This is a genomic window from Corallococcus caeni, assembly GCF_036245865.1.
In the GTDB taxonomy this organism is placed as follows: domain Bacteria; phylum Myxococcota; class Myxococcia; order Myxococcales; family Myxococcaceae; genus Corallococcus; species Corallococcus caeni.
Window position 1 is genome coordinate 133,149 of the sequence record NZ_BTTW01000005.1, and the last position, 23,488, is coordinate 156,636.

Annotated in this window: 13 protein-coding genes; 3 read left to right on the forward strand and 10 right to left on the reverse strand. The window is 72.2% G+C overall.

All coding sequences use genetic code 11. The features are described from left to right. The 5 genes from AABA78_RS21925 to AABA78_RS21945 form a co-directional block, all read right to left on the reverse strand. Positions 1-3,732, reverse strand: a complete 3,732-nt coding sequence (locus AABA78_RS21925) for a VCBS repeat-containing protein (RefSeq protein ID WP_338265365.1) — start codon at positions 3,730-3,732, stop codon at positions 1-3. A gap of 87 nt (positions 3,733-3,819) precedes the next feature. Beyond that, positions 3,820-5,334: a hypothetical protein gene (locus AABA78_RS21930; protein ID WP_338265367.1), complete on the reverse strand. Its 1,515-nt coding sequence runs from the start codon at positions 5,332-5,334 to the stop codon at positions 3,820-3,822. A 54-nt stretch (positions 5,335-5,388) separates the two neighbouring features. Next, positions 5,389-6,789 carry a DUF1501 domain-containing protein gene (locus AABA78_RS21935; RefSeq protein WP_338265369.1) on the reverse strand — a complete coding sequence of 467 codons (1,401 nt, stop codon included), beginning with the start codon at positions 6,787-6,789 and terminating at the stop codon, positions 5,389-5,391. Between the two features lie 17 nt (positions 6,790-6,806). Then, positions 6,807-7,478 carry a hypothetical protein gene (locus AABA78_RS21940; RefSeq protein ID WP_338265371.1) on the reverse strand — a complete coding sequence of 224 codons (672 nt, stop codon included), beginning with the start codon at positions 7,476-7,478 and terminating at the stop codon, positions 6,807-6,809. Then, positions 7,478-9,457: a DUF1585 domain-containing protein gene (locus AABA78_RS21945; protein ID WP_338265373.1), complete on the reverse strand. Its 1,980-nt coding sequence runs from the start codon at positions 9,455-9,457 to the stop codon at positions 7,478-7,480. The genes AABA78_RS21940 and AABA78_RS21945 overlap by 1 nt, the downstream gene beginning before the upstream one ends. 175 nt (positions 9,458-9,632) lie before the next feature. On the opposite strand from AABA78_RS21945, the gene AABA78_RS21950 reads away from it, so the two are divergent. After that, positions 9,633-10,202 carry a DUF420 domain-containing protein gene (locus AABA78_RS21950; protein WP_338265376.1) on the forward strand — a complete coding sequence of 190 codons (570 nt, stop codon included), beginning with the start codon at positions 9,633-9,635 and terminating at the stop codon, positions 10,200-10,202. A gap of 10 nt (positions 10,203-10,212) precedes the next feature. On the opposite strand, the gene AABA78_RS21955 is transcribed toward AABA78_RS21950, so the two are convergent. The 4 genes from AABA78_RS21955 to AABA78_RS21970 are packed head-to-tail and all read right to left on the reverse strand — an operon-like array spanning position 10,213 to position 14,726. Further along, entirely contained in the window at positions 10,213-11,430 is a 1,218-nt protein-coding gene (locus tag AABA78_RS21955; RefSeq protein ID WP_338265379.1) for a hybrid sensor histidine kinase/response regulator, read from the reverse strand. Next, positions 11,427-11,870 carry a response regulator gene (locus AABA78_RS21960; protein WP_338265380.1) on the reverse strand — a complete coding sequence of 148 codons (444 nt, stop codon included), beginning with the start codon at positions 11,868-11,870 and terminating at the stop codon, positions 11,427-11,429. The genes AABA78_RS21955 and AABA78_RS21960 overlap by 4 nt, the downstream gene beginning before the upstream one ends. Next, a complete protein-coding gene (locus AABA78_RS21965; RefSeq protein ID WP_338265381.1) occupies positions 11,867-14,137 on the reverse strand; it encodes an ATP-binding protein in 2,271 nt (756 codons plus the stop codon). The genes AABA78_RS21960 and AABA78_RS21965 overlap by 4 nt, the downstream gene beginning before the upstream one ends. After that, entirely contained in the window at positions 14,118-14,726 is a 609-nt protein-coding gene (locus AABA78_RS21970) for a biliverdin-producing heme oxygenase (RefSeq protein WP_338265383.1), read from the reverse strand. Before AABA78_RS21970 ends, AABA78_RS21965 begins: the two co-directional genes overlap by 20 nt. A 276-nt stretch (positions 14,727-15,002) precedes the next feature. Between AABA78_RS21970 and gltB the strand changes: the two genes are divergently transcribed. Beyond that, complete coding sequence (gene gltB / locus AABA78_RS21975) at positions 15,003-19,574, forward strand: glutamate synthase large subunit (protein ID WP_338265386.1); 4,572 nt, start codon at positions 15,003-15,005, stop codon at positions 19,572-19,574. 3 nt (positions 19,575-19,577) lie between these two features. Then, complete coding sequence (locus AABA78_RS21980; protein ID WP_338265388.1) at positions 19,578-21,038, forward strand: glutamate synthase subunit beta; 1,461 nt, start codon at positions 19,578-19,580, stop codon at positions 21,036-21,038. Positions 21,039-21,051: 13 nt separating this feature from the next. Here AABA78_RS21980 and AABA78_RS21985 read toward each other — a convergent pair whose 3' ends face one another. After that, positions 21,052-23,226 (reverse strand): hypothetical protein, encoded by a 2,175-nt coding sequence (locus tag AABA78_RS21985; RefSeq protein ID WP_338265390.1) that lies wholly within the window; start codon positions 23,224-23,226, stop codon positions 21,052-21,054. Positions 23,227-23,488: the final 262 nt, after the last annotated feature.

A 23,488-nucleotide genomic window follows, 5' to 3' on the forward strand; every position in this document is an offset into this window, starting at 1 on the left:
TCAGAACGGCAGCGGCAGCGAGTACGCCGTGCCGTTCTGCGTGCCGGTGCGGTAGCTCCTCGGCGCGCCGATGACGGCCGTGGGCGGCGAGCCTCCGGAGCCGGGGACGACGGAGATGGACTGGCCGAGGAAGGAGCGCTCGGCGCCGTCGCCCACCACCAGCAGGAAGGGCGACAGCGGGCCCGTGGACTTCGCGCCGCCGGCGAAGAGGAACGCCGCGCCGTCGCCGTCCGCGGCCACCGACGCGTTGGGCGCGCCCACCCACAGGTCCGGGATGCTGTCGCCGGTGAGGTCCCTGCCGCCCGACAGCGACGTGCCGAAGCTCACCGCGCGGGCGCGCCAGGTGAGGTTCAGCGGGGCCAGGTCGACCACGTCCAGCAGCTTCTCACCGGAGGCGGGGGGGGTGAGCGCGGAGGTCGGGATGAGCAGCACCGCCTGCTGGCTCACGCCGTCCACCAGGTAGTTGTTGGCGCTCACCGCGAGGAAGTCCCGCGCGTCTCCCAGGAACCGCCCCGCGCGCGTGGTGGCCACGCCCAGGTTCATCAGCGCGCGCGACACCTCCGCGTCGCCCGCGATGCGCACGGTGGCCCCCGTCGTGCGCCCCCCGCACCGCGTGCCACCCGCGTCGTGGCCATAGGCAATCACGATGCCCGAGTGCGTGTTGTCCGAGTAGCGCCACGCCACCTCGTCGCAGCCATCCCCGTTGAGGTCGCCGATGGAGGCGATGGCGGAGGTCTGCGGCAGCGAGGTGGTGCTCCACTGCGCGGGCGGCCAGACGATGGGCGTGGACGGCCAGGAGTACGCGGGGTCGCAGGCGAGCGTGAGCTTCGCGAGCGACGCGTCCTCCGGCGCCCGGCCCAGGAACACGTCCATGCCGCGGTCGCGCAGCACGGCCAGGTCCTCCTTGCCGTCGTTGTTGAAGTCGAAGCCGCCCACGACGCCACGGCCGATGGTGGTGCGCTTGCACTTCGTGGCCGCCGCGTCGTCGCAGGTGGCGACCACGGACGGCGCGAACACGCGCCAGGCCGGCTTGAAGGTGCCGTCCGCCTGCCCCGCCGACACCAGCAGTCCGCCCAGCGACTGCGTGCTCGTCGTCATGCAGGCGTTCTGCACGTAGGGGTCGCGCTCCGTCGCGGCGGAGTTCGTCGCCGGGATGACGAGCCCCGTGGCGCCGGCCACCAGGTCCGGCCGGCCGTCGCCGTTGAAGTCCGTGAACGCCACGTCCACGCCCACGTTGCGGCCGCCGTACCACGGGGAGCTGGCGCCCTCTCCCGCCACGGTGGCCTTGCCGGGCTCCGCGGTGTCGAAGGTGTACGCGCGGCCCACGGTGAGGTCCGCGCCGTCGTTGTTGGGGCCCGGGCCGGAGAAGCCCTGCGCGCCCACCAGCGCCATCACGCGGCTGCCCAGCCGGGCCACCGCCACGGACTCACCGAAGCGCTCCACGCTGGCCTTCGCCGTCACGTCCAGGCCGCTGCGCGTCCAGTCCGCCACCGTCGCGCCGGCCTTCGTGAAGACGTCCACGCGGCCGGTGAAGGCGCCCGTGGCGGACGACGCGCGGCCGGAGAAGCCCGCCAGCACCGGGCCGGACGGCAGCGTCCACGCCGCGAGCCCCGCGCCCAGCACCTCCGACTTCGCCGCGCCGCCCAGGGCCGCGAGCGGCTTGTTCATCACCGTGTCCTTCGCCAGGCCGGTGAGCGGGAACACCAGCACCTTGCCCGCGTTGCCCAGCGTCGTCGTGCCCACCGTCACCGACGCGTACGGCGCGCCCAGCAGCAGCTCCGGCCCCGCCGTGCCGTCCACGTCCATCACCGCCCAGCTGCGCGTCGCGGTGATGCTCCGCGCGTCGCCATAGAAGCGCGCGAACGCGTTCGAGAGCGCCACCGTCGGGGGGTTCACCGCCGCCGGGTCGTCCACCAGCTTCGCGCCCCGCAGGTCGAACAGGTATGCGCCGCCCGCGTCCTGCTGCGCCGCCACGCCGCCCGACGTGCGCAGGTCCGGCGAGTCCGCCTTGTCCGCCATCACCACGAGGAACGGCGGCCGGCTGCCCTCGCCGGGGATGGTGCCCAGGCGCCAGGTGCCCTCGTTGTTCAGCGTCTCCACCGCGGTGTTGGACGCCAGCACGTACAGGTCCGCGGCGGAGCGGTAGCGCGCTCCCGAGGCGCGCGCGAAGTACACCGCCACGGCCATCTGCTGGCCGTTGGTGCTGCCGTCCGCGTTGTAGCGGGTCAGCCGGTGCAGCGCCGCCAGGTCCGGGCGGCCGTCGTCGTTGAGGTCCGCCACCGCGAGCGCGCGGCCCAGCTCCGTGTTGCTGCGCAGCACGAACTTGCCGCTCGCCTCCAGGTCCTGGCCGCCCAGGCGCACCGTCGGCAGGTCCGGGATGGGCTGTCCCCTGGTGAGGGTGAAGATGTCCACCACGCCGCGCCGGCTGATGCCGGAGAGGGTGGACAGGTCGCCGCCGGGCGAGCCCACGAACAGGTCCAGGTCGCCGTCGCCGTCCGCGTCCGCGATGGCCAGGCCCGTGCCGAACCCGCCGCGGCCCAGGCCGGTGAGCGCGGGCCTCAGCAGCGCGGGCGCCTGGCCCGCCTTGAACGTGTAGAGGTACACCGCGCCCGAGTCGCCGATGGTCACGTCCGCGCCCGGCGAGGACACCGCCAGGTCCGCGCGCCCGTCACCGTCCAGGTCGCCCGCGGCCAGCATGTCGCCGAAGAGCGCGCCCTCCGTCTCCCCCATCAACACCCAGGTGGGCTTCGCGGGCAGGCCGGACGCGCTGCCCTTGTAGACGAACACCGCGCCGCCCGTGGGGCGCGACAGCTCGCTCTCGCGCTGGCCCACCGCCAGGTCCTGGATGCCGTCACCGTCGAAGTCCGCGGTCACCAGCGTGGCCACGTCCGACAGCTTGCCGTGCGCCAGGAGGGGCCGCGTCAGCTCGTCCAGCACGCGCACCGACACCGTGGCCACGTCGGGGGTGAAGGCGTCCTTCGCCTCCAGCACGATGGTGCCGGACGCGCCCGCCGCCACCACGATGCGGCCGTTCACGATGGAGCCGGGGCCGGACTTCTTCGTCCACGTCACGCGGTCCGTGCCGCCCGAGGTCCCCAGCGGCGCGGACGAGCCCGCCGGCACGCCCAGGTACGGCGGGTCGCCCACCAGCTTCGCCGCCTTGCTCACGGTGTACTGGAGCACCGCCGTGTCACCGGACTTCGTGTCGCGCACGGTGAGGACGTCCTGCGCCTCCACCTGCCCCGCCGTGTAGACGCCCGTGTCGGTGAGCGTGGCGCCGGAGCCGTTGGTGGTGAGCGTGAAGGTCGCCGTTCCCACCAGGCCCTCGAGGGCAATCTGGAAGGACGTGCCCGGCCGCAGCATCGCGCGCGCGGGCGCGACGCCGAAGCCCGCGATGACCTTCACCCGCACGCTGGTGGCGCCGCCGCACTGGTCGTCCACCACCGTCAGCGTGTCCTCGCCGGGCGTGGCGCCCGCGACGAAGCGGTTGCCGCGCATGTCGCCGGAGGAGCCGCCCGGCTCCGCGCGGAAGCTGTAGTGGCCGCTGCCGCCGCCCGCCGTCAGCGTGGCCACGCCCGCGGAGCGCACCGTCGTCGGCTCCGCCGACAGCGTCAGCGGGGCGAGGCCGTCGCACGGGCCCACGTAGGGGAGCTGCTCGGCGGGCTTGAGCTCACCGTCACAGCCCAGGGTCAGCAGCGCGGCGAGGGGGGCCGCGCGGATGAGACGTTTCATGGGGGTGCCTCGGAAGGGGGCGCCCGTCCTCCCGGGGAGGAGGACGGGCGCATGCAATCAGGAGAAGCCGTCGTGAAGCAGGGGGCGTCAGGGCAGCGCGCCGGACGACACCCAGCGCTGGATGAGGGCGATGCCCTGCGGATCCAACGGCCCGTCCGCGGGCATGCGCAGGTCGCGCACCGCCGCGTTGATGAGCTGGGCGTTGGACTTCCACAGCTCGTAGGTGTTCAGCGGCCGGCCGGGGCTGGTGGTGTGGCACTTGGCGCAGCGGGCCTCGTGGATGGGCCGGATGTCGCGCGCGTAGCTGGGGGTGGTGGTGAGCGGCTGGTAGGTGAAGGGCAGGTTCCGCCGCGCCTCCGTGCCGTCCTCGAAGCGGGACACCACGGCCAGCGTGTGCCCGCCCGGCGGCAGGCTGGCGAAGGAGAACGCCTTGAGCGTCTCCCCGTCCGCCTCCAGGCCGCCAAAGCTGTACGCGGGCCCGGTCGCCTGGACCTCCTGGCCCTCCAGCTGGAAGTGGACGCTCTTGGGCGTGCTGCCCGGCGGCAGGTGGGCCTGGACGACGAGCCCCTCCTCCACCACCAGCATGCCCTGGTGCATCCCCGTCACGCGCGGCGCGGGCGTCTGGCTGACGGCCATGGCCTTGTCGCCCACGCGCACCCACGCGCAGCCGCTCTCGTCCGCAGCCAGGAGCGTCACGGAGCCGGAAGGCAGCCCCTCCGCGACGCCCCAGACCTTCGCGTCCGCGTCGTAGGTGTAGAGCCGGTCGCCCGCGCGGGCCCAGAGGTAGCGCCCCGCGCCCAAGAGCTGCTCCGGCCGCGACGGCAGCGCCACGGTGCTCCAGCCGTCCGTGTTGCGGCGCATCAGGCGGGTGCTGGTGAGCACCCAGGTCTCGCCCGCCGTGCCCGTGCCGGCGCTCAGCCCGGCCAACGTCTGCACCGTCTCACCGCCGGCGAGCGGCGCGTCCGTGCCGCGCACCTGGTAGACGCCCGGCGCGGACGCCACCACCACGTTCAGCTTGCCCTCGCGCGCGAACCACAGGCCCGGGAGGCCGTCCTCCGCGGGCGCGGCCGTCATGGTGGTGATGCCGGTGAGCGGCTGCCCGGACAGCTTCAGCGACGCGAGCACGCCCCCCTGGATCTGGAACAGGCCCGTGGGGTGGGCAATCCACGCGGCGCCGTCCGCCGTCTGCGCGGTGGCGACGATGCCGGTGCCCAGCACCTCCTGCCACAGCGGTTCAATCAGCCAGCCCTGGTCCGCGAGGAACAGGCCGCTGTCCGTCTCCACCAGGGCGCTGTGCGGCCCCAGGCGGAAGGTGGCGCGCACGGCGCCTGGCGTCGCGGTGTTCCGCGGGTGGGCGGCGAGGGCGGCCTTGGTGCCGTCCAACCGCAGGCGCACGGCCGCGCCGTCAGCGGTGGCGAAGATGCCGCCGCCGGACTGGTCCGCGAAGCCGGGCACCGCGGCCAGGGACTGCGCCGTGGAGACCTGGGTGGCCGTGAATGAAGCGGGCTTCGCCGGGTCGCTGCCCGGCGGTGCGTCCTCGCCGCACGCGGAGAACAGCACCGCGGACAACAGCAGGAGCGAGGGGGGGAGGAAACGCGCCACGGTGGGGGAACCGTGGCGCGGCCGGGGACGCATGAGGGGAGTGCTCATCAAGGTTCAGGCAAGGATGAACCGCAGCGGGTCCACCCGCGTGATGCTGTAGTCCAGCTTCGCCGAGGCCAGCACCGTCGCGATGATGTGCTCGGGGAAGATGTTGGAGCCGTTCGGGTCGTTGGCGCCGGTGCGCAGGTCCACCGTGCCCGGCGACATGCCGATGTCACCGCTGCGGCCCACCACCAGGTTGTGCTTGATGCCCGCGCCCATCAGCAGGCAGCTGTTGGACAGGTGGTGGTCGCGCCCGCCGGTGGCGTTGATGGTGGGCGTGCGAGCGAACTCGCTGAACACCAGGATGGTGGTGTGGTCCATGAAGTTGCCGCCGCCGGGGTGCGCCGTCTGGCGGAGGTCATTCACCAGCAGGTTCAGCGCGTTGAAGCCCGCGCGCTGGTTGGTCGCGTGCGTCTGCTGCGTGCCGAAGTGGGTGTCCAGGCCGCCGGCCAGGTTGATGGACACGCACTGGCTGATGCCCTTCTTCAGGGCCGTGGCCACCATGGCGGCGCGGCCCGCGGCGCTGTTGTACGGGTAGGCCTGGTTGTTGAGCCCGTAGAAGTCGCGCACGGACTGGTTGGCCGCCAGCTGGAAGCGGAACGAGTCCGACAGCTTGTTCTCCATCACCGTCTGCATCTGGGCGCGGCTGCTCTCATACGACGTGCCCACGCCCCGCGCGGTGAGCGCCTGCTCCTCGCAGGTGATGGGCTGGCCGTTGAGGTCGATGAGGCTCTTCTCGATTTCGCTGTCCAGCTGGCGCGCCGCGCTGGGCGGATCCAGCGTGAGCACCAGGTCCGCCAGGCCGCTGACGCGCAGCGCGTTGGCGTAGCCGCCGTAGCGGTCGTTGTAGGACTCCACGCCCTGGGCGATGGACGGGATGGGCACCGTGGGCTTCATCTGGCCCACGATCTCCGTCGCGGTGGAGGAGCCGCGCGCCGCGCTGCCAATGGGCATCTTCCCGGTGAGGAAGTAGCGGTAGCCCACCTCGTGGGTGAGCGTGCTCATGTTGATGCCGCGCACCACCGTCATCAGGTCGTAGTGGTCCGACAGCGCGCCCACCGCGGGCCCGAAGGTCATGGTCGCGGGGCCGGCGCCCGCGCGCTCCTTGGGGACGATGGGGGTCTGCGCGAACGCCGAGTCCGTGAGCAGGTTGTAGCCCGGCATGATGCGCGTCTCGGAGACGCGGTCCGCGGTGAACACCGCCGGGTCACGCGGGTCGAAGGCGAGCAGCTGGTCCCAGCCGCCGCTGAAGTACACGAACACGAAGCAGCGGTCGGGCGCGGCCAGGTTCGTCGCCTGGGCCACGGCCTTGAAGGGGATGCCTCCCAGCAGCAGGGAGCCCATGAAGCCGGCTCCGGCCTTGAGGAAGGTGCGGCGCTCGGGGCTGAGTTCGTCTTGGGGCGTCTTCTTCATCGCAGGCACCGTCAAGGTCAGTAGGTGATGAAGCGCGAGTCCGTCAGCATGGCGATGCACACCACCGCCAGCGCCTGGTCGCGCTTCTTGAGGGTTTCGGCCCGGGCGGCGGCCTTGCGGAAGAACGTCGCGTAGCGCGTGAGCTCGTCACCGGAGAGGGGCGCGCCCCAGAAGCGGGTGGAGAGGTACACGAGCGTTTCGTTCACCTGCGCGTCCGTGAGCTTCGTCAGGTCGCTCATGGGCGAGGGCAGCGTGCGCCCCAGGGTGCGCAGGGTGACGTCCGCCTGCGCGATGTCCTTCTGCGCCTGGGCGATGCAGACCTTGCGCGCGCCGTCGTCCAGGAAGCGGGCGAAGACGAGGTTGGGCTCCGTGTTCTCCGTGGTGATGAGCGCGTAGTCCGCGCGGCCCAGCGACTGGGCGCGCGCCTCCAGCTCATCCCACTCCATGCCCACGGCGATGCGGATGGACTCCTTGAGCTGCGCGACGGTGAGGCGCCGGGGCGCGCGGCCCACGCTGCCGCCCTGGGCCTCCGGGTCCGGCAGGGGGTCGATGGAGTCCGTGTTCCCGTGCGGGTTGGGCACCGGGTCCAGCTGGGCGTCCAGCGGGACGGGCTTGGCGGGGACGTCCACGGAGCCCTGCGTGCAGCCCGTGGCGAGCGCGAGCAGCGCGGTCAACAGTAGGCGGCGCATCAGTCGATCCTCCGGTACGCGTCGGACATCACCACCTGCTCGATGAGGCCCTTGAGGCTGTGGTTGTTCTTGGCGAAGTCCTGCGACAGCGTCTGCAGGTACAGCCGCTGCTCCTCGGCCGTCATCGCGCGGCCCAGGAACTCGTTCCAGATGCGCTTGACGGTGCAGCGCTCCAGGTCGCCCGTCTCCATCATGCGCCGCACGAGCGCCTGCGGGCCGCCCTCGATGTTCTTCTCCTCGTCCGCGGTGCGGTAGAGGTACGTCTTCAGGAGGCCCAGCGAGTTGGCGCCGTCGCCGTCGAAGGCCTGCATCACGTACTGGCTGCACTCGCCGCCGCAGCCGGTGTCGCCGTTGAGGGCGCAGTCGCGGCACTTCACGTCCAGGCGGGGGAACTGGTCCGGGGACAGGAACAGCGCGGAGCGCTCCGCGTAGCGGCCCCAGTGCGCGCCCGTGGGCTCGATGGTGGCGTGGCAGTAGTTGCAGCCGCAGCGCTTGGCCAGGTTGTTCTCGCGGTTGCAGGCGTCGTCCGGGGGCGGCAGGGACGCGTCCGCGGCCGGGGCGAAGTGCTTGCAGAGGAACGCCTCGTAGAACTCGTTCACGCGGGCGCGCTGGGTGGGGAAGCGGTAGAGGAACGCGGGCGTGGTGAGCACGCCGGAGTGGGTGCTGTCGCGCACGTACTCGCTCCACTGGGTGGTGCTCGCGTACGTCACGGCGGGCAGCACCGCGCTGTCCGCGGGGGCCTTCACGCTGAAGACGCCCACGCCCTGGCGCTGCCGGTAGAACTCCGACAGCGGGCCGTTCACGTAGGAGCGGCGGGTGGTGAGGATGTTGAAGTAGGGCTCGTCGTTGCGCACCACGGAGTCCGTGATGAAGAGCGGCTCCTCGTTGAAGGCGGCGACGCGCGCGGTGTGCACGTCGCTGACCTCGCAGCGGCGCATCTTGTCGCCGCAGCCGCAGCTGCGGTCGCCGTTGAAGCGCGCCGTCTCACAGGACTCGCCGGTGTACGGGTTCGTCGGGCGGTCCTGCGCCTCCACCGCGCACACCTTCACCGGGTCCGTGGTGGTGGACCAGTAGGGCTGCACCGCGGTGGTGACGTAGCCCTCGCGCTGCACGCAGCCCGTCTGCGGCCTCCACTTGCCGAGCGGGAGGTCCTTGCCGCCGGAGTCCTTGCTGATGTCGAACCCGCAGCGATCCAGCCTCAGCCCCGTCCCGCCGCCGGGCTGCACCCAGGCGGTGATGACGCCCGTGGCCGGCGACGCCACCAGCACGTTGGTGGTGTTCTTGTTCGGGTCCGGCAGGCAGAGGTAGCCCACGGACTTGCCCGCGGTGCTGTTGTAGCGGTTGTCGCAGAAGTTCACGTACTTGCCGTACGTCGCGTTCGCCTTCAGCGCGTTGCAGTCCGCGAACTTCAGCTCCGGCTCCGTGGCGTTCACGTCCAGCTGGCGGCACTGGTAGAAGTTCGGGTCGTAGTCGTAGCTGACCGGCAGCGGCACGCCCTGCGCGTCGCGGCAGGCGGGCGGCGTGGAGTTGTCCTGGTGCGCGTCCTGCGGGTTCGCCTTGCAGGCGTCCTGGGCAATCTCCCCGTCACAGCGCTGGCTCTGGCCGCCGCGCAGCGCGTTGGAGTTGTTGCCGGCGAAGCTCAGCGGCGTGCCGGACACGCGGTAGTCGCCGTTGCCCTGCACGCTGCCGTTGATGTTGGAGCGCAGGAGGGCGCGGTGGAACTCGCGCATCCGCGTGTAGAAGGACTCGTCCTTCATCATCTTGCGGACGTCGTCCGCCGTGACGGAGCCCTTGGCCTGGAACGCCTTGTACTCCTCCATCGTCGGAGGACGTCCCAGCAAATCGAGAGAAAGCTGACGTAGGTGCCGCTCCAAGGGAACCTTCGCCACGGGCGCGCACACCGCTTCTTCAGCGGCCGCGGGCAGGGCGAGCAGGAGGGCGGCGCTCGCCAGGGGGGCAAGACAACGCACGCTGAACACGGTGAACCTCCGAGAGGGGGGGTCGGGGGTGACGCAGTGTCTGAGAGTATGAGGGAATTTCCGGTTTGTAATCCAGCCGACCTAACCGATTCCATTCAACCGACATATCGGTGTCTGTAGGCCTCCCCTCGGAAGCGCTGTTGCAAGCCGGGCCGGACGCAGGCCACAAGGGGGCATGTCCAACGCCGCCTCCGGGCTGTCCCCGTCGTCCTCGTCCACCCGCGACCGCTCTTTCTTCATCGCGATCGGCGTGGTGTCCGCCGGTGCGCTGGCGCTGCTGGCGTGGCTGCTGCTCATCCGGCGCGGAGGCGCGGGGATGGGCGTGGACCTGCGCTTCATGCCGGCGGTGAACGCGGGGCTCAACGCGACGGCGGCGGCGCTGCTCCTGGGCGGGTGGGTGGCCATCAAGCGCGGCGCGCGGCGGGTGCACCAGAACCTGATGGTGAGCGCGTTCATCGCGTCCGCGCTGTTCCTGGTGGGCTACCTCGCCTACCACTTCGTGCACGGGGACACGCGCTACGTGGGCGACTTGCGCGCGCTGTACCTGACGCTGCTGGCCAGCCACGTGCTGCTGTCCATGCCGGTGCTGCCGCTGGCGCTGGTGGCCTTCTACTTCTCCTGGCGGCAGCAGTTCGCCCGGCACCGCAAGGTGACGCGGTGGCTGGCGCCCATCTGGCTCTACGTGTCGGTGACGGGCGTGGTGGTGTTCTTCATGCTGCGCGGCGGCGTGCCCGCGGTGCCCTGAGGCCTTCGCGTCACGACGCGGTGTACTCGGGGCCGCCGCTGGTGGGCGCGGGCCCTGGCGGGGCCGGCGTGGGGCCTGCGGAGAGCGGGATGCCCCGGGGCAGGCGCACGGTGAAGGTGGAGCCCTGGCCCTCCACGCTCTCCACGGCGAGCGTGCCGCCGTGCAGCTCCACCATGCGGCGCGCGCTGGCCAGGCCCACGCCGCTGCCGGACACGTCCTGGGACACGTTGCGGCCGCGGTGGAAGCGCTCGAAGACGAAGGGCAGGTCCGCCACCGGGATGCCGATGCCCTGGTCCGTCACGGCGAGCAGCACGAACTGCTGCGAGTCCCCGTCCTCCACCGACAGGCGCACGATGACGGTGGAGTCCGCGGCGCTGTACTTCACCGCGTTGCCCATCAGGTTCTCCAGCACGCGCTCCAGGGCGTGCGAATCCCATTCGCCGGTGAAGTCGCGCCCGTCCGGCACCTCCAGGATGAAGTGGTGGCGCGACGCGTTGGCCTCCAGCTCGCGCACCTTGCCGCGCACCATGGCCAGCAGGTCCAGGGGCTCGCGCTTGAGCGGGCGCTCCTGGCCGCGCGTCACCTCCAGGAAGTGGTCGATGAGCTCGCCCATGCGGTGCGCCGCGCGCACGATGTGGCCCAGGCGCGTCTCCAGCGCGGGCGTCATCGAAGCGGCGGGGATCTGCCGGCGCAGCACCTGCGCGTTGAGCGTCATGATCTGCAGCGGGCCCTTCAGGTCGTGCGTCGCCAGCGAGAAGAGCTCGTCGCGCACGGCCAGGGCCTCGCGGGCGGCGGCCTCGGCGCGCTCGGCGCGCAGGCGGCGCTCCTCCAGCTCGCGCGTCATGCGCATCGTCTCCACCGCGGCGCGCAGGCTGCGGCGCAGGCGCTCCGGGCTGAAGGCCTCCTTCACCAGGTAGTCCTGGGCGCCGGCCTTCATGGCGTCCACCGCCACGCGCTCGTTGCCGCTGCCGGTGAGCACCACCACGGCGGGCACCTGGGGCAGCCCCAGCGCCGACAGCTGCTGGAGCAGGGAGACGCCGTTCATGCCGGGCAGGTGGTAGTCGAGCAGCATCGCGTCCACGCCGTTGGCGGACAGGTACGCCAGCGCGTCCTCCGCGGAGGACACCGGCACCACCTCCCACTTCATGTCCGGGTCACGCGCCAGCGCGCGGCTGACCGCGAGGCGGTCCGCCATGCCGTCGTCGACGAGCAGCACGCGCAGGCTCATGCCTCCGGCTCCTGGGCCTGGGACACGGGCAGGCGCGCGGCCTTGAACCAGAAGGCATGGAGGGCTTCGGCGGTGGCCTGCAGCTGGGGACCGACCTCCGGCTTGAAGAGGTAGCTGTTGGCGCCGTCCGCGTAGGCGCCGTCCACGTCCTCCACCTCCACGGAGGAGGAGAAGATGATGACGGGAATGGAGCGCAGGGCCGGGTCCGCCTTCAGCGTGGCGAGCACCTCGCGCCCGCCGATGCCCGGCATGTGCAGGTCCAGCAGGATGAGCACCGGGCGCTCCGCGTCCGCGTACCCGCCGCGCTGGTAGAGGTAGTCCAAGGCGTTCTCGCCGTCGCGCACGCGCACCACCGGCACCGGCAGCGGCATACGCTTCGCGATGCGCATCAGCGCCTCCGCGTCCGGATCACTGTCCTCCACCAGCAGCAGCGGCGTCATGAGCGCGGTCCCTCGCCCAGCGTGAAGTAGAACGTGGAGCCCTTCCCCGGCGCGGAGTCCACCCAGAGCGCGCCGCCATGCAGCGACACCAGCCGGCGCGCGATGGCGAGCCCCGCCCCCGTGCCGCCGCCATAGGCCTGCGCGGGGTGCAGGCGGCGGAACAGCTCGAAGATGGCTTCGTGGAACTGCGGTGCGATGCCGATGCCGGGGTCTCTCACGTAGAAAAGGTAGGGCGCGGAGGCATGACGCGCCGCCTGTGGCCGCGTTTCTCCCGGACCCACGAAGCCCACCTCCACCCAGCGCGGCTCGGCTGTCTGGTACTTGGCCGCGTTGGTGATGAGGTTGGCCCACACCTGGCGGATGCGGACGGCGTCACACGCCACTGTCGGCAGGCGGCGGGGCAGGCGGACCTCCACCCTGCCCTCCTCCAGCCTCGCGCCCAGCGTCTTCAGCACGTCGTCCACCAGGGCCTGCTGGTCCGTCTCCTCCCACGACAGGTCCAGCCGGCCTAGGCGGCTGTACTCGAAGAGGTCGTCGAGCAGGCCGTGCGTGCGCCTGGCCAGCCACGTCAGCGACTCCAGCTGCGCGCGGCCGTCCTCTCCCAGCACGGGGCCGAAGTCCTCCTGGAGGAAGGAGCTGTACTGGAGGATGCCGCGCAGGGGCTCCTTCAGGTCGTGCGCCACGGTGCCGCCGAACGCGTCCAGCTCCGCGTTGGAGCGGGCCAGCTCCCGCGACAGCCGGGCCAGCTCCTCCGCGTGCCGCAGCACCACGCCCACCAGCGCGCCCTTGAGCGCGCGCGCCGCCTCCAGGTCCTGCATGGACCAGGGCATGGACGCGCCCCGCCTCTCCTCGCGCCACACGTCGAAGGACGCGCGGGGGCGCAGCCGTTCATGGCCGGGCTCCGGACGCACGGGCTTGTTCGGGTTGCCGGCCCACGACACGGTGCGCGCCACCTCCGGCCGGAACCACAGCGCGAAGTGCGGCACGGAAGGATCCAGGCGCACCGCCAGCAGGCCCGCGGCCACGTCCGCGCGCGAGGCCAGCGGCGGGTACACGTCCCCCAGCCGGTCCACGTGGAGGACGTCGTCCGGCAGCTCCCGCTCCGACAGCCACGCCACCAGCGCGCGCACCTCCTCCGCCGACGGCGTGGTGCCCAGCAGCAGCGGCGACGACTCGGGGCCCGCGCTCGCGCCCAGCACCAGCGCGACGCCGTGGGCGCCCGTGAGCTCCATCAGCAGCGGAGCCTGGGCCTCCAGCGCCCGCGCGGGGGTGCGCTCGCCCAGCTTCGGCATGACCAGCGCGTTGAGCAGCGACGCGCGGCGTGCCTGGGCGGCGGCCTCCAGGCCCCGCTCCTCCGCGGCCAGCTGGAGCGACAGCAGCCGCGCCAGCACCTCGCACGCCTGCCGCCGCGCGGCGGACACCTTCCGGGGCGTCAGGTGGTGGCAGGCCATCAGGCCCCAGAGCTGCCCGTCCTTCAGGAGCGACACGCTGAAGGACGCGCCCACGCCCATGTTGCGCAGGTACTCCAGGTGGACTTCCGACACGCTGCGGAGCGCGGCGCCGGACAGGTCCAGCGGGCGCTGGGTGCCGGGCAGCAGCGGGGGCACCAGCCCCACGACCTTCGCGTCCACGTCCGCGATGAGGCGCACGGGGTGGCGCGTGTAGAGGGCGCGCGCCTGCACGGGGATGTCGCTCGCCGGGAAGTGCAGGCCCAGGAAGGAGTCCACGCCCTCGCGCACGCTCTCCGCCACGACCTCGCCGTGGAAGTCCGCGTGGAAGCGGTAGACCATCACCCGGTCGTAGCCGATGACTTCGCGCACCGCGTCCGCGGCCTCCTGGAGCAGCGCGGCCGTCCCCTTCGCGCGCGCCAACGGCGACACCAGCCGCTGCACCGCGCCCAGCGCGCTCTCCTCCGCGCCCACGTCCTCGTCCGGCAGCGGCTCCAGCTCCAGCACGCGCAGCCCGTCGCTGTCGTGCAGGAGCGCGGAGCAGCGCTGCCCCGACACCTCCACGGTGACGGGGCCCGGCCCCGCGCCCGCCTCCACGCGCGCGAGCAGCCCGTGCGGCAGCACGCCGGCGAGGGGCTTGCCCAGGAGCGCGTCCGGCCCTGCGCCGAGCAGCGCGGCCGCGTTGGCGCTCACGACGCGGATGGCGTCCGTGTCCTTCCCGAAGGCGATGAGCACGCCCCGGGGTTGGATGCCGCCCAGCAGGTGGATGGGTTCACGGTCACAGACGCTGAGGTCGGCATCAGAGACGGACGGGGACATCGTGCTCTCGCATCAGCCAGGCGGCGAAGGTGTCGAAGGTGTCGCGGGCGCCCTGCACGACGGCCGCGTCGAAGGACTCGGAGGCCGCCCGTTCGGACGCCCGGGTGACGACGTCACCGAAGGCGCGCCACATGGGGCCCACCCGGTCGCCATAGGCCCGGAAGAAGGCGAAGCTCCCCACGCGCGCGTCCGGGCCGAAGTGGCGCGTCAGGTGGCGCAGGATGAGCTGGCCGCCCAACGTGGAGCCCTCCAGCACGTACGCGCAGCCCAGCGCCTCCGCCAGCCCCGGCAGGGCCGGCAGCGGGGATGCGCGAGGAAGCCGCGCGAGCGAGGCCGTGTCGTGCCCCATGGCGCGCAGGTCCGCCTCCAGCAGCGGCGTCTTCCAGCGCGCCTCCAGGTCCAGCGCCGGCTCCAGGGCCGACAGGGGCCCGGCGAGCAGCGCCTCCAGGGGCGCGTAGAGGCCGTGGAAGTCCTCCAGGTGGCGCTGGTAGTCCGCGGGCGTCAGCCGCGCGTCCATGAGACGCACCACGCCCTCCGTGCGCTCGTGGTGCGGGCGCGTCTCCGTCTTCAACCGCTGCAGCAGTGCCAAGGTCCCCGGAGGATGGGAAGCAGCCCGGCCGCTGAAAAGAACCAATCGCGCTGAATGTTGGCCGTTCATCGTAGACGACTGTTGCCCTTCCACCGATGCACGCGGCAAGGGGCGCACTGAGCGTGAGGTTTCACGTGGGGCCTGTTCCCCCGGCACCACTCCACGCGGTGACTCGACCCCCCGTCCCACCCTGTCTTTACGGGGCGCGACACGCCGCGTTAGCCTGCAAGCTCCACAGCTTGGCTTCCCGCGTCATGCGGGAAAGGGGTCCCGACGATGCCGTTCACCCTCCCTCCGCGCTACGGGTTGTATGAGCCGGAGACCGAGCACGACGCCTGCGGTGTGGGGTTCGTGGCCCACATCCGGGGGCAGCGTTCGCGGGGCATCGTGGAGGACGCGCTGGAGCTGCTCAACCGGCTGAGCCACCGCGCCGCGGCAGGCCGCGACCCGGAGACGGGGGACGGCGCCGGCATCCTGGTCCAGCTGCCGCACCGCTTCTTCAACCATGAGGCGCCGCGGCTGGGCTTCGAGCTGCCGCCGCGCCGCCAGTACGGTGTCGCGCAGGTGTTCCTGCCGCCGGAGCCGGAGGCGCGCCGCGCGTGCGAGGCGCTGTTCGAGGACGTGGTGGAGGAGGAGGGGCAGCGGCTGCTCGGCTGGCGTGACGTGCCGGTGGCGCCGGAGGAGCTGGGGCCGCTCGCACGCCAGGCCGCGCCGGTCATCCGGCAGCTCTTCATCGCGCGCCGCCGCGTGGTGCCCAGCGCCTTCGAGCGCAAGCTCTACCGCATCCGAAAGCTGGTGGAGAACCGCGTGCAGGCGCGCGGCGTGGATCCGCAGGGGCGCTTCCACGTGGCCAGCTGTTCGTCGGAGACGCTCATCTACAAGGGGCTCCTGCTGCCCCGGCAGCTGCCGCGCTTCTACGCGGACCTGCGGCACCCGGAGTTCGTCAGCGCGCTGGCGCTGGTGCACTCGCGCTTCTCCACCAACACCTTCCCCACGTGGGAGCTGGCGCAGCCGTTCCGCTTCATCGCGCACAACGGTGAAATCAATACACTGCGTGGCAACCGCAACTGGATGACGGCGCGGCGCGGGCTGCTCCAGACGGCGAAGCTGGGCGGCAGCCTGGAGCCGCTGTGGCCCATCATCGTCCCGGGCAAGAGCGACTCCGCGCAGTTCGACAACATGGTGGAGCTGCTCTACCTGGGCGGCCGCACCCTGCCCCACGCGATGATGATGATGATTCCGGAGGCGTGGGAGGGGAACAAGGAGATGGGCGACGAGCGCCGCGCCTTCTACGAGTACTCCGCGTCGCTGCTGGAGCCGTGGGACGGGCCCGCCGCCATCGCGTTCACGGACGGGCAGCTCATTGGCGCGACGCTGGACCGCAACGGCCTGCGCCCCGCGCGCTACCTGGTGACGGAGGACGACCGCATCATCCTGGCGTCGGAGACGGGCGTCATCGACGTGCCCCCGTCGCAGGTGCGCCGCAAGGGCCGGCTGACGCCGGGCCGCATGCTGCTGGTGGACACGACGGAGGGGCGCATCCTGGAGGACGAGGAGGTGAAGCGTGAAATCACGTCACGCTGGCCCTACCGCCGCTGGCTCCAGCGCAACGTCTTCACCTTCGAGGACCTGCCCGCCGTCCCCGCCCCCGCGCGCCTGAAGGGCCAGGCGCTGTGGAGGCTGCAGCGCGCGTTCGGCTACACGGATGAAGACGTACGCACCACGCTCATCCCCATGGCGGAGACGGGCAAGGAGCCCACGGGCTCCATGGGCACGGACACGCCGCTGGCGGTGCTGAGCGACCAGGCCCCCACCCTCTTCAACTACTTCCACCAGCTCTTCGCGCAGGTCACCAACCCGCCCATCGACCCGCTGCGCGAGGCGCTGGTGATGACGCTGGCCACCGCGCTGGGCCCGGAGGGCAACACCTTCGAGGAGACGCCGGAGCAGTGCCACCGGCTGTCCCTGCCCGGCCCCATCCTCACCAACGGGCAGCTGGCGCGTCTGGCCAACCTGCGCGGCGACACCGGCCTCTTCGAGCCGCGCTCCTTGAGCCTGCTGTACCCGCACGCGGGCGGCGCGGCCACGGCGCTGGAGGTCGCGGTGGAGCGGCTGTGCACGGCGGCGGTGGACGCCGTGGACGCGGGCGCGAGCATCCTGGTGCTGAGCGACCGGGGCGTGGACTTCGCGCACGCGGCCATCCCCGCGCTGCTGGCCGTGTCCGCGGTGCACCAGCGGCTGGTGCGCGACGGCACGCGCATGTACACGGGCATCGTCCTGGAGACGGCGGAGGCGCGCGAGGTGCACCACTTCGCGTGCCTGTTCGCCTACGGCGTGTCCGCGGTGAACCCGTACCTGGCGCTGGACAGCTTGCGCGCGCTGGCGGACGCGGGCGAATTGAAGGCGGACGCGGACAAGGCGCAGGCCCAGTACCTCCACGGCCTGGAGGAGGGCCTGCTCAAGGTGATGTCCAAGATGGGCATCTCCACGCTCCAGTCGTACCGCGGCTCGCAGCTCTTCGAGGCGGTGGGGCTCCAGCGAAGCCTCATCGAGAAGCACTTCACCGGCACGTCGTCGCGCGTGGAGGGCGTGGGCCTGCCGGAGCTGGGCCGCGAGGTGGCGGAGCGGCACGCGCGCGGCTTCGGCGCCGGCGCGGACGGCGAGGAGGCCCTGCTGCCGGTGGGCGGGCAGTTCCGCTGGCGCCGGCAGGGCGAGCGGCACAAGTGGAACCCCGCCACCGTGGCGAAGCTCCAGGAGGCGGTGCGCACGAACGACGCGGCGCGGTTCCAGGAGTACTCCCAGCTGGCGGACGACGAGACGCGCGAGCACAGCAACCTGCGCGGCCTGTTGGACGTGGTGACGGACGGCTGCACGCCGGTGCCGCTGGAGGAGGTGGAGCCCGCGCTGGAGCTGGCGCGGCGGTTCGTCACCGGCGCCATGTCCTTCGGGTCCATCAGCGCGGAGGCGCACGAGACGCTGGCCATCGCGATGAACCGGCTGGGCGGCAAGTCCAACAGCGGCGAGGGCGGCGAGGAGTCCCGCCGCTACACGAAGGACGCGAACGGCGACTCGCGCCGCAGCGCCATCAAGCAGGTGGCCAGCGCGCGCTTCGGCGTCACCGCCGAGTACCTGGTCAACGCGGACGAGCTTCAAATCAAGATGGCCCAGGGCGCCAAGCCCGGCGAGGGCGGCCAGCTGCCGGGCCACAAGGTGGACGAGCGGATTGCCCGCGTGCGCTGGAGCACGCCGGGCGTGACGCTCATCTCCCCGCCGCCGCACCACGACATCTACTCCATCGAGGACCTGGCGCAGCTCATCTACGACCTCCAGTCCGTCAACGCGAAGGCGCGCGTGAGCGTGAAGCTGGTGAGCGAGGTGGGCGTGGGCACCATCGCCGCGGGCGTCGCCAAGGCGGGCGCGGGCTGCGTGGTGGTGGCGGGCTACGAGGGCGGCACGGGCGCCTCGCCCCTCTCCAGCCTCCAGCACGCGGGCCTGCCGTGGGAGCTGGGGCTGGCGGAGACGCAGCAGGTGCTGGTGCACAACGGCCTGCGCTCGCGCATCCGCGTGCAGGTGGACGGCGGCCTGCGCACCGCGCGCGACGTGCTGGTGGCGGCGCTGCTGGGCGCGGAGGAGTTCGGCCTGGCCACGGCGAGCCTCGTGTCCGTGGGCTGCATCATGCTGCGCAAGTGCCACCTCAACACCTGCTCGGCGGGCATCGCCACGCAGGACCCGGCCCTGCGCGAGCGCTACCAGGGCACGCCGGAGAACGTGGTGAGCTTCTTCCTGCTGCTGGCGGAGGACCTGCGCCGGCACATGGCGAAGCTGGGCGCGCGCAAGCTGGACGAACTGGTGGGCCGCGTGGACCTGCTGCGCCAGCGCGCGGCGGTGGACCACTGGAAGGCGCGCAAGGTGGACCTGTCCCCGCTGCTCGCCGCGCCGGCCGCGCCGGCCACCGAGCCGCGCCACTGCCAGGCGCCGCACCGCAAGGACGTGTCGGACCACCTGGACCACGAGCTCCTGGCGAAGGCGCAGTCCGTGCTCGCGGGCGGGCCGCCGCTGATGCTGTCCCTGCCGGTGGCGAACACGCACCGCGCGGTGGGCGCCATGCTGTCCGGCGAGATTGCCCGCCGCCACGGCGCGCAGGGGCTGCCGGACGGGAAGCTGCGGGTGAAGCTGAAGGGCTCCGCGGGCCAGAGCTTCGGCGCGTTCCTCGCGTCGGGCGTGACGCTGGAATTGGAGGGCGACACCAACGACTACCTGGGCAAGGGGCTGTCCGGCGGACGCATCATCGTCTACCCGCCGGAGGGCAGCCGCTTCACGCCCGAGGAGAACGTGCTGGTGGGCAACACGGTGCTCTACGGCGCCACGGCCGGCGAGGTGTACCTGCGGGGGCTCGCGGGCGAGCGCTTCGCGGTGCGCAACAGCGGAGCGCAGGCGGTGGTGGAGGGCGTGGGCGACCACGGCTGCGAGTACATGACGGGCGGCGTGGTGGTGGTGCTGGGCCAGACGGGCCGCAACTTCGCGGCCGGCATGAGCGGCGGCACCGCGTACGTGCTGGACCGCGAGCGCACCTTCCGCGAGCGCTGCAACCTGGAGATGGTGGAGCTGGAGTCGCTGGTGGACGAGTCGGAAATCTGGCTCGTGCACGGGATGATTGAACGCCACCTGCACCACACCGGCAGCGCGCTGGCGCGGCGGGTGCTCGACAACTGGGAGCTGATGGTGCCGCAGTTCATGAAGGTGATGCCCTCCGACTACAAGCGGGTGCTCCAGGCGCGCAGGGCGGCGCGCAGGCCACCACCGGCCACGGGCGTGCAGCAGCTCCACGTCGTCGGCGGGGGGGCTTGAGCCATGGGCAAGCCCACGGGGTTCATGGAGTGGCAGCGCGTCCCCGCACCCAAGCGGGACAAGGCGGAGCGCCTGGAGGACTGGCGGGAGCTGCACCTGCCGCTGGCGCCGGACGAGGCGAAGCGGCAGGCGGGGCGCTGCATGGACTGCGGCATCCCCTTCTGCCACCAGGGCTGTCCGCTGGGGAACCTCATCCCGGACTTCAACGACGCGGTGTACCGGGGCCAGTGGCGGGAGGCGTACCAGGTGCTCAGCCGCACCAACACCTTCCCGGAGTTCACCGGGCGGCTGTGCCCCGCGCCGTGCGAGGCCGCGTGCGTGCTGGCCATCGACCGGGACGCCGTCACCATCGAGCAGATGGAGAAGGAGATTTCAGAGCGCGCCTTCGCGGAGGGCTGGGTGAAGGCAAGGCCTCCCGCGCGGCGCACGGGCAAGCGCGTGGCCGTGGTGGGCTCCGGCCCCGCGGGGCTCGCGGCGGCGGCGCAGCTCAACTCGGCCGGGCACAGCGTGACGGTGTATGAGAAGGACGCTCGCGCCGGAGGACTGCTGCGCTACGGCATCCCGGACTTCAAGCTGGAGAAGGCGGTGCTGGACCGCCGCATCGCGCTGATGGAGGCGGAGGGCATCGTCTTCCGCGTCGGCGAGGACGTGGCGGCGGCTCCGGGCTGGCGCGCGCTGCGCGAGCAGTATGACGGCGTGGTGTTGGCCCTGGGCGCGCGCAAGGCCCGCGAGCTGGACGTGCCGGGCCGCGAGCTATCCGGCGTGGTGCAGGCCATGGACTACCTGGAGCACCAGAACCAGGTGGTGACGGCGGGAGCGCCACCGGACGCGCGCCTGGAGGCACAAGGCAAGCGCGTCATCATCCTGGGTGGCGGCGACACGGGCTCGGACTGCCTGGGCACGGCGCTGCGCCAGGGCGCGACGAACGTGATGCAGGTGGAGCTCCTCCCCGCGCCGCCGCAGGTGCGCGCGAAGGAGAACCCGTGGCCGCGCTGGCCGCTGGTGTTCCGCACGTCCTCCAGCCAGGAGGAAGGTGGAGAGCGCGCCTTCGCGATGATGACGAAGCGGCTGGAGGGCGAGGACGGCCAGCTCAAGCGGCTGCACGCGGTGCGCGTGGAGGTGCAGCGCGAACCGGGCGGCGCGCCCAGGCTGGTGGAGGTGCCGGGCTCCGAGCAGGTGTTCGAGGTGGACCTGCTGGTGCTGGCCATGGGCTTCACCGGCCCGAAGACGGACCGGCTGGCGGAGGAGCTGGGCGTGACGCTGTCGCCGCGCGGCACGGTGCAGGTGGACGCGAAGTTCGCCACCTCCGCGCCGGGCGTGTACTGCGCGGGTGACGCCAGCCGGGGCGCGAGCCTCATCGTCTGGGCGCTCGCGGACGGCCGCGAGGCGGCGCGCGCACTGGACACCTGGCTGTCCGGCGCCGCCTCCGTGCTGCCCACGCGCGGCCAGGACTGCGCGTTCTAAGGGCCGCGCCCCGTCAGTGGACGCGGGCCGCGGGCGGCAGGAGGAAGTCGAGCCGCCGCTCCCGCAGCCGCGTCCTGAAGCCAGGGCGCATCTCCAGCAGCTGCTTCACCACCTCGACGTCGCGGATGGGGCCCACCGTGAGCGCCGGGGCCGGTGAGCCGGACGGCATGTCCAGGGGTACGCTCCCGGCGAGCGCCTCCATCCGGGACAGGTAGCCCGCGTCCAGGTCCATGAACCATCCGCACGTGGTGCAGCCGGCCAGCTCCTGGAGCCGCTGGTGCCGGCGCAGCAGGTCCGCGAAGGGCCACGACGTCACCGCGGCCCCGAACTGGGCGTCCGGCACGACGAACATGAAGCCGCTGCCCCCGCCCGTCAGGAACTTCGACTGCCGGGCCGGGATGCCCGACGTGGGGCTGACGTGCGTGAAGGCGAGGTTGTTCACGCCGGAGAAGTCGTTGGTGCCCGTGTCCTTGAAGTGACAGCCATTGCAGGTGTTGGCGGAGAACTCCTTCCGCGCGCAGACCTCCGTGGCGTCGGTGGGGACCACGTTGAGCGCCTCCCAGTGCGTGGGCGGGGCCACCTGCGAGTTGGCGCCCAGGAAGGGCCTGCCATTGAGCGTGCGCGGCACGACGAAGTTCGCGGAGCACTGGGTGGGCACCGTCACCGGCTGCTCGACGCCGTTCTTCACGGTCGTGCGCACGAAGGCGTCCACGTCGGGGTCCGTCCGGAAGTCATGGGTCGCGTCATCGGGAGTCAGCGCCATCGTGTGGACGCGCAGACACCCGTTGGAGGGCTTGTCCTTGCCGGTGACGGGGTGCTGATCCACCAGCCGGAACTCCCGCAGCTCCCAGGGAAACCCCAGCGCGACCTCGTTGGTGCGAAGCTGGTTCAGCGCGTTCCCGTTGCCCTTGCCCGGAGCGCGGCCCCGCAGGACGACGCTCTCCGTCATCAAGGCCAGCCGCGCGCGGTAGGCCGGGTTGAAGGTGGCGTAGCTCCCCAGCCCGGCCCACTGCCGCGCCCAGCCGATGACCGCCGGGCACCCCTCGCCCGGCACGCCGTATTCGAAGATGAGGGTGAACGGCTTGAGGTTGCAGGTCGCCTCCGTGCCGCCGTTTCCCCAGGGCGAGGGGCGCGTCAGCCCGAAGAGGAAGCGCAGCTCACCCGGGTCCGACGGCCGGCCGGAGTCGTCCTCGGTGCCGGCCAGGTCGATGCGGTTGACGATGGACAGCAGCCGGAAGGGCGCGATGTCCAGGTCCAGCGGCTTGCTCAGCGTCACCTCCCAGCGGCCCGTGGAGGCGTTGAGCTGGAGGGACGAGGTCGCGCCGCTGGCGGTGGCCCAGGGGGCAATCACCTCGTCATACATCTTGCGGCGCGCGGGCACCGTGTCGCCGTTGGCCTGGAAGTCATTGAGCCAGAGCGACAGCCAGTTCAGCACGAAGGCCTCCGGGCGCGAGCCGGACCCCTGGGCCATCTCCCGCATGAGGTGCGCGAAGGTCCACACCCCGCCCTTCGTTCCCGCGCCGGTGCACGGGTCCCACGTGCGCGCGGGGTCGAGCACCACGGCCGGGTCGCGGATCATCAGCGTCCGCTCCCACTGGGCCTGGGTGGAGGCCGGTATCTGGGGGCAGCTCGTGAACGGCACCAGCGCGCCCTTCCCGAAGCCGTCGGCGTCCACGGGGAGCCCCTCGTAACGGGCAGCCGGGTGGCGGCCGTTGAACAGGACGGTCTCCCGGGTGGGCATCCCGTACTCGCCCGACGCCAGCCGGCGCTCGTTCTCGCCGCGGCGCTGCAGCTCCGAGTCCGGCAGCTGCGAGAAGAGGGTGAAGAACTCCGGGCCGGGGCTCGCGGGAATCGTGCCCAGCCGGGCCAGCGTGTCGGAGCGGAACAGGACCGTGGGACGGTCCGGGTCCCCCACCACGCGCACCAGGCTGTCCGCCAGCATCCGGTTGGCCGGAGGCGGCAGCTTCACGTGCACCGCCGTCGTCTCCCCCAGCGACGTGGGCGTCTCCAGCTTCTGGGCGAAGATTTCGGCGACCGACAGGCCCGACACGAAGGGCAGCTCGCCGATGCTGGAGACGGTGCCTCCCGCGCCGGCCTCCGCGTCATCCTGGGTGTCCCGCACCGGCGGCGCCTGCGCGGGCGATGCCTCCTTCTCGCATCCGCTGACCGTCAGCACGGCTCCCAACAAGGCGATTCTCAATTCCTTGCACTTCCGCAACATGCATTCCCCCCGGCGAAGCCAGCCTTTTCCATCCATGGCAGGCATTGACTCAACGCCGCGGGCGCTCGGGCATGTCCAGACGTCCAATGCATGGCAGGCCGGAGTCGGGGCCCGGACAGGGAGCTGCCCGCGCGAATGATCAGCGGGGGCTGCGCCCATCCCCTTCCCGACAGGTTCCGGCCTCGCGGGGCCCGCACGCCTGGAGCCCCAAAGAACCCCGGGGCCCACC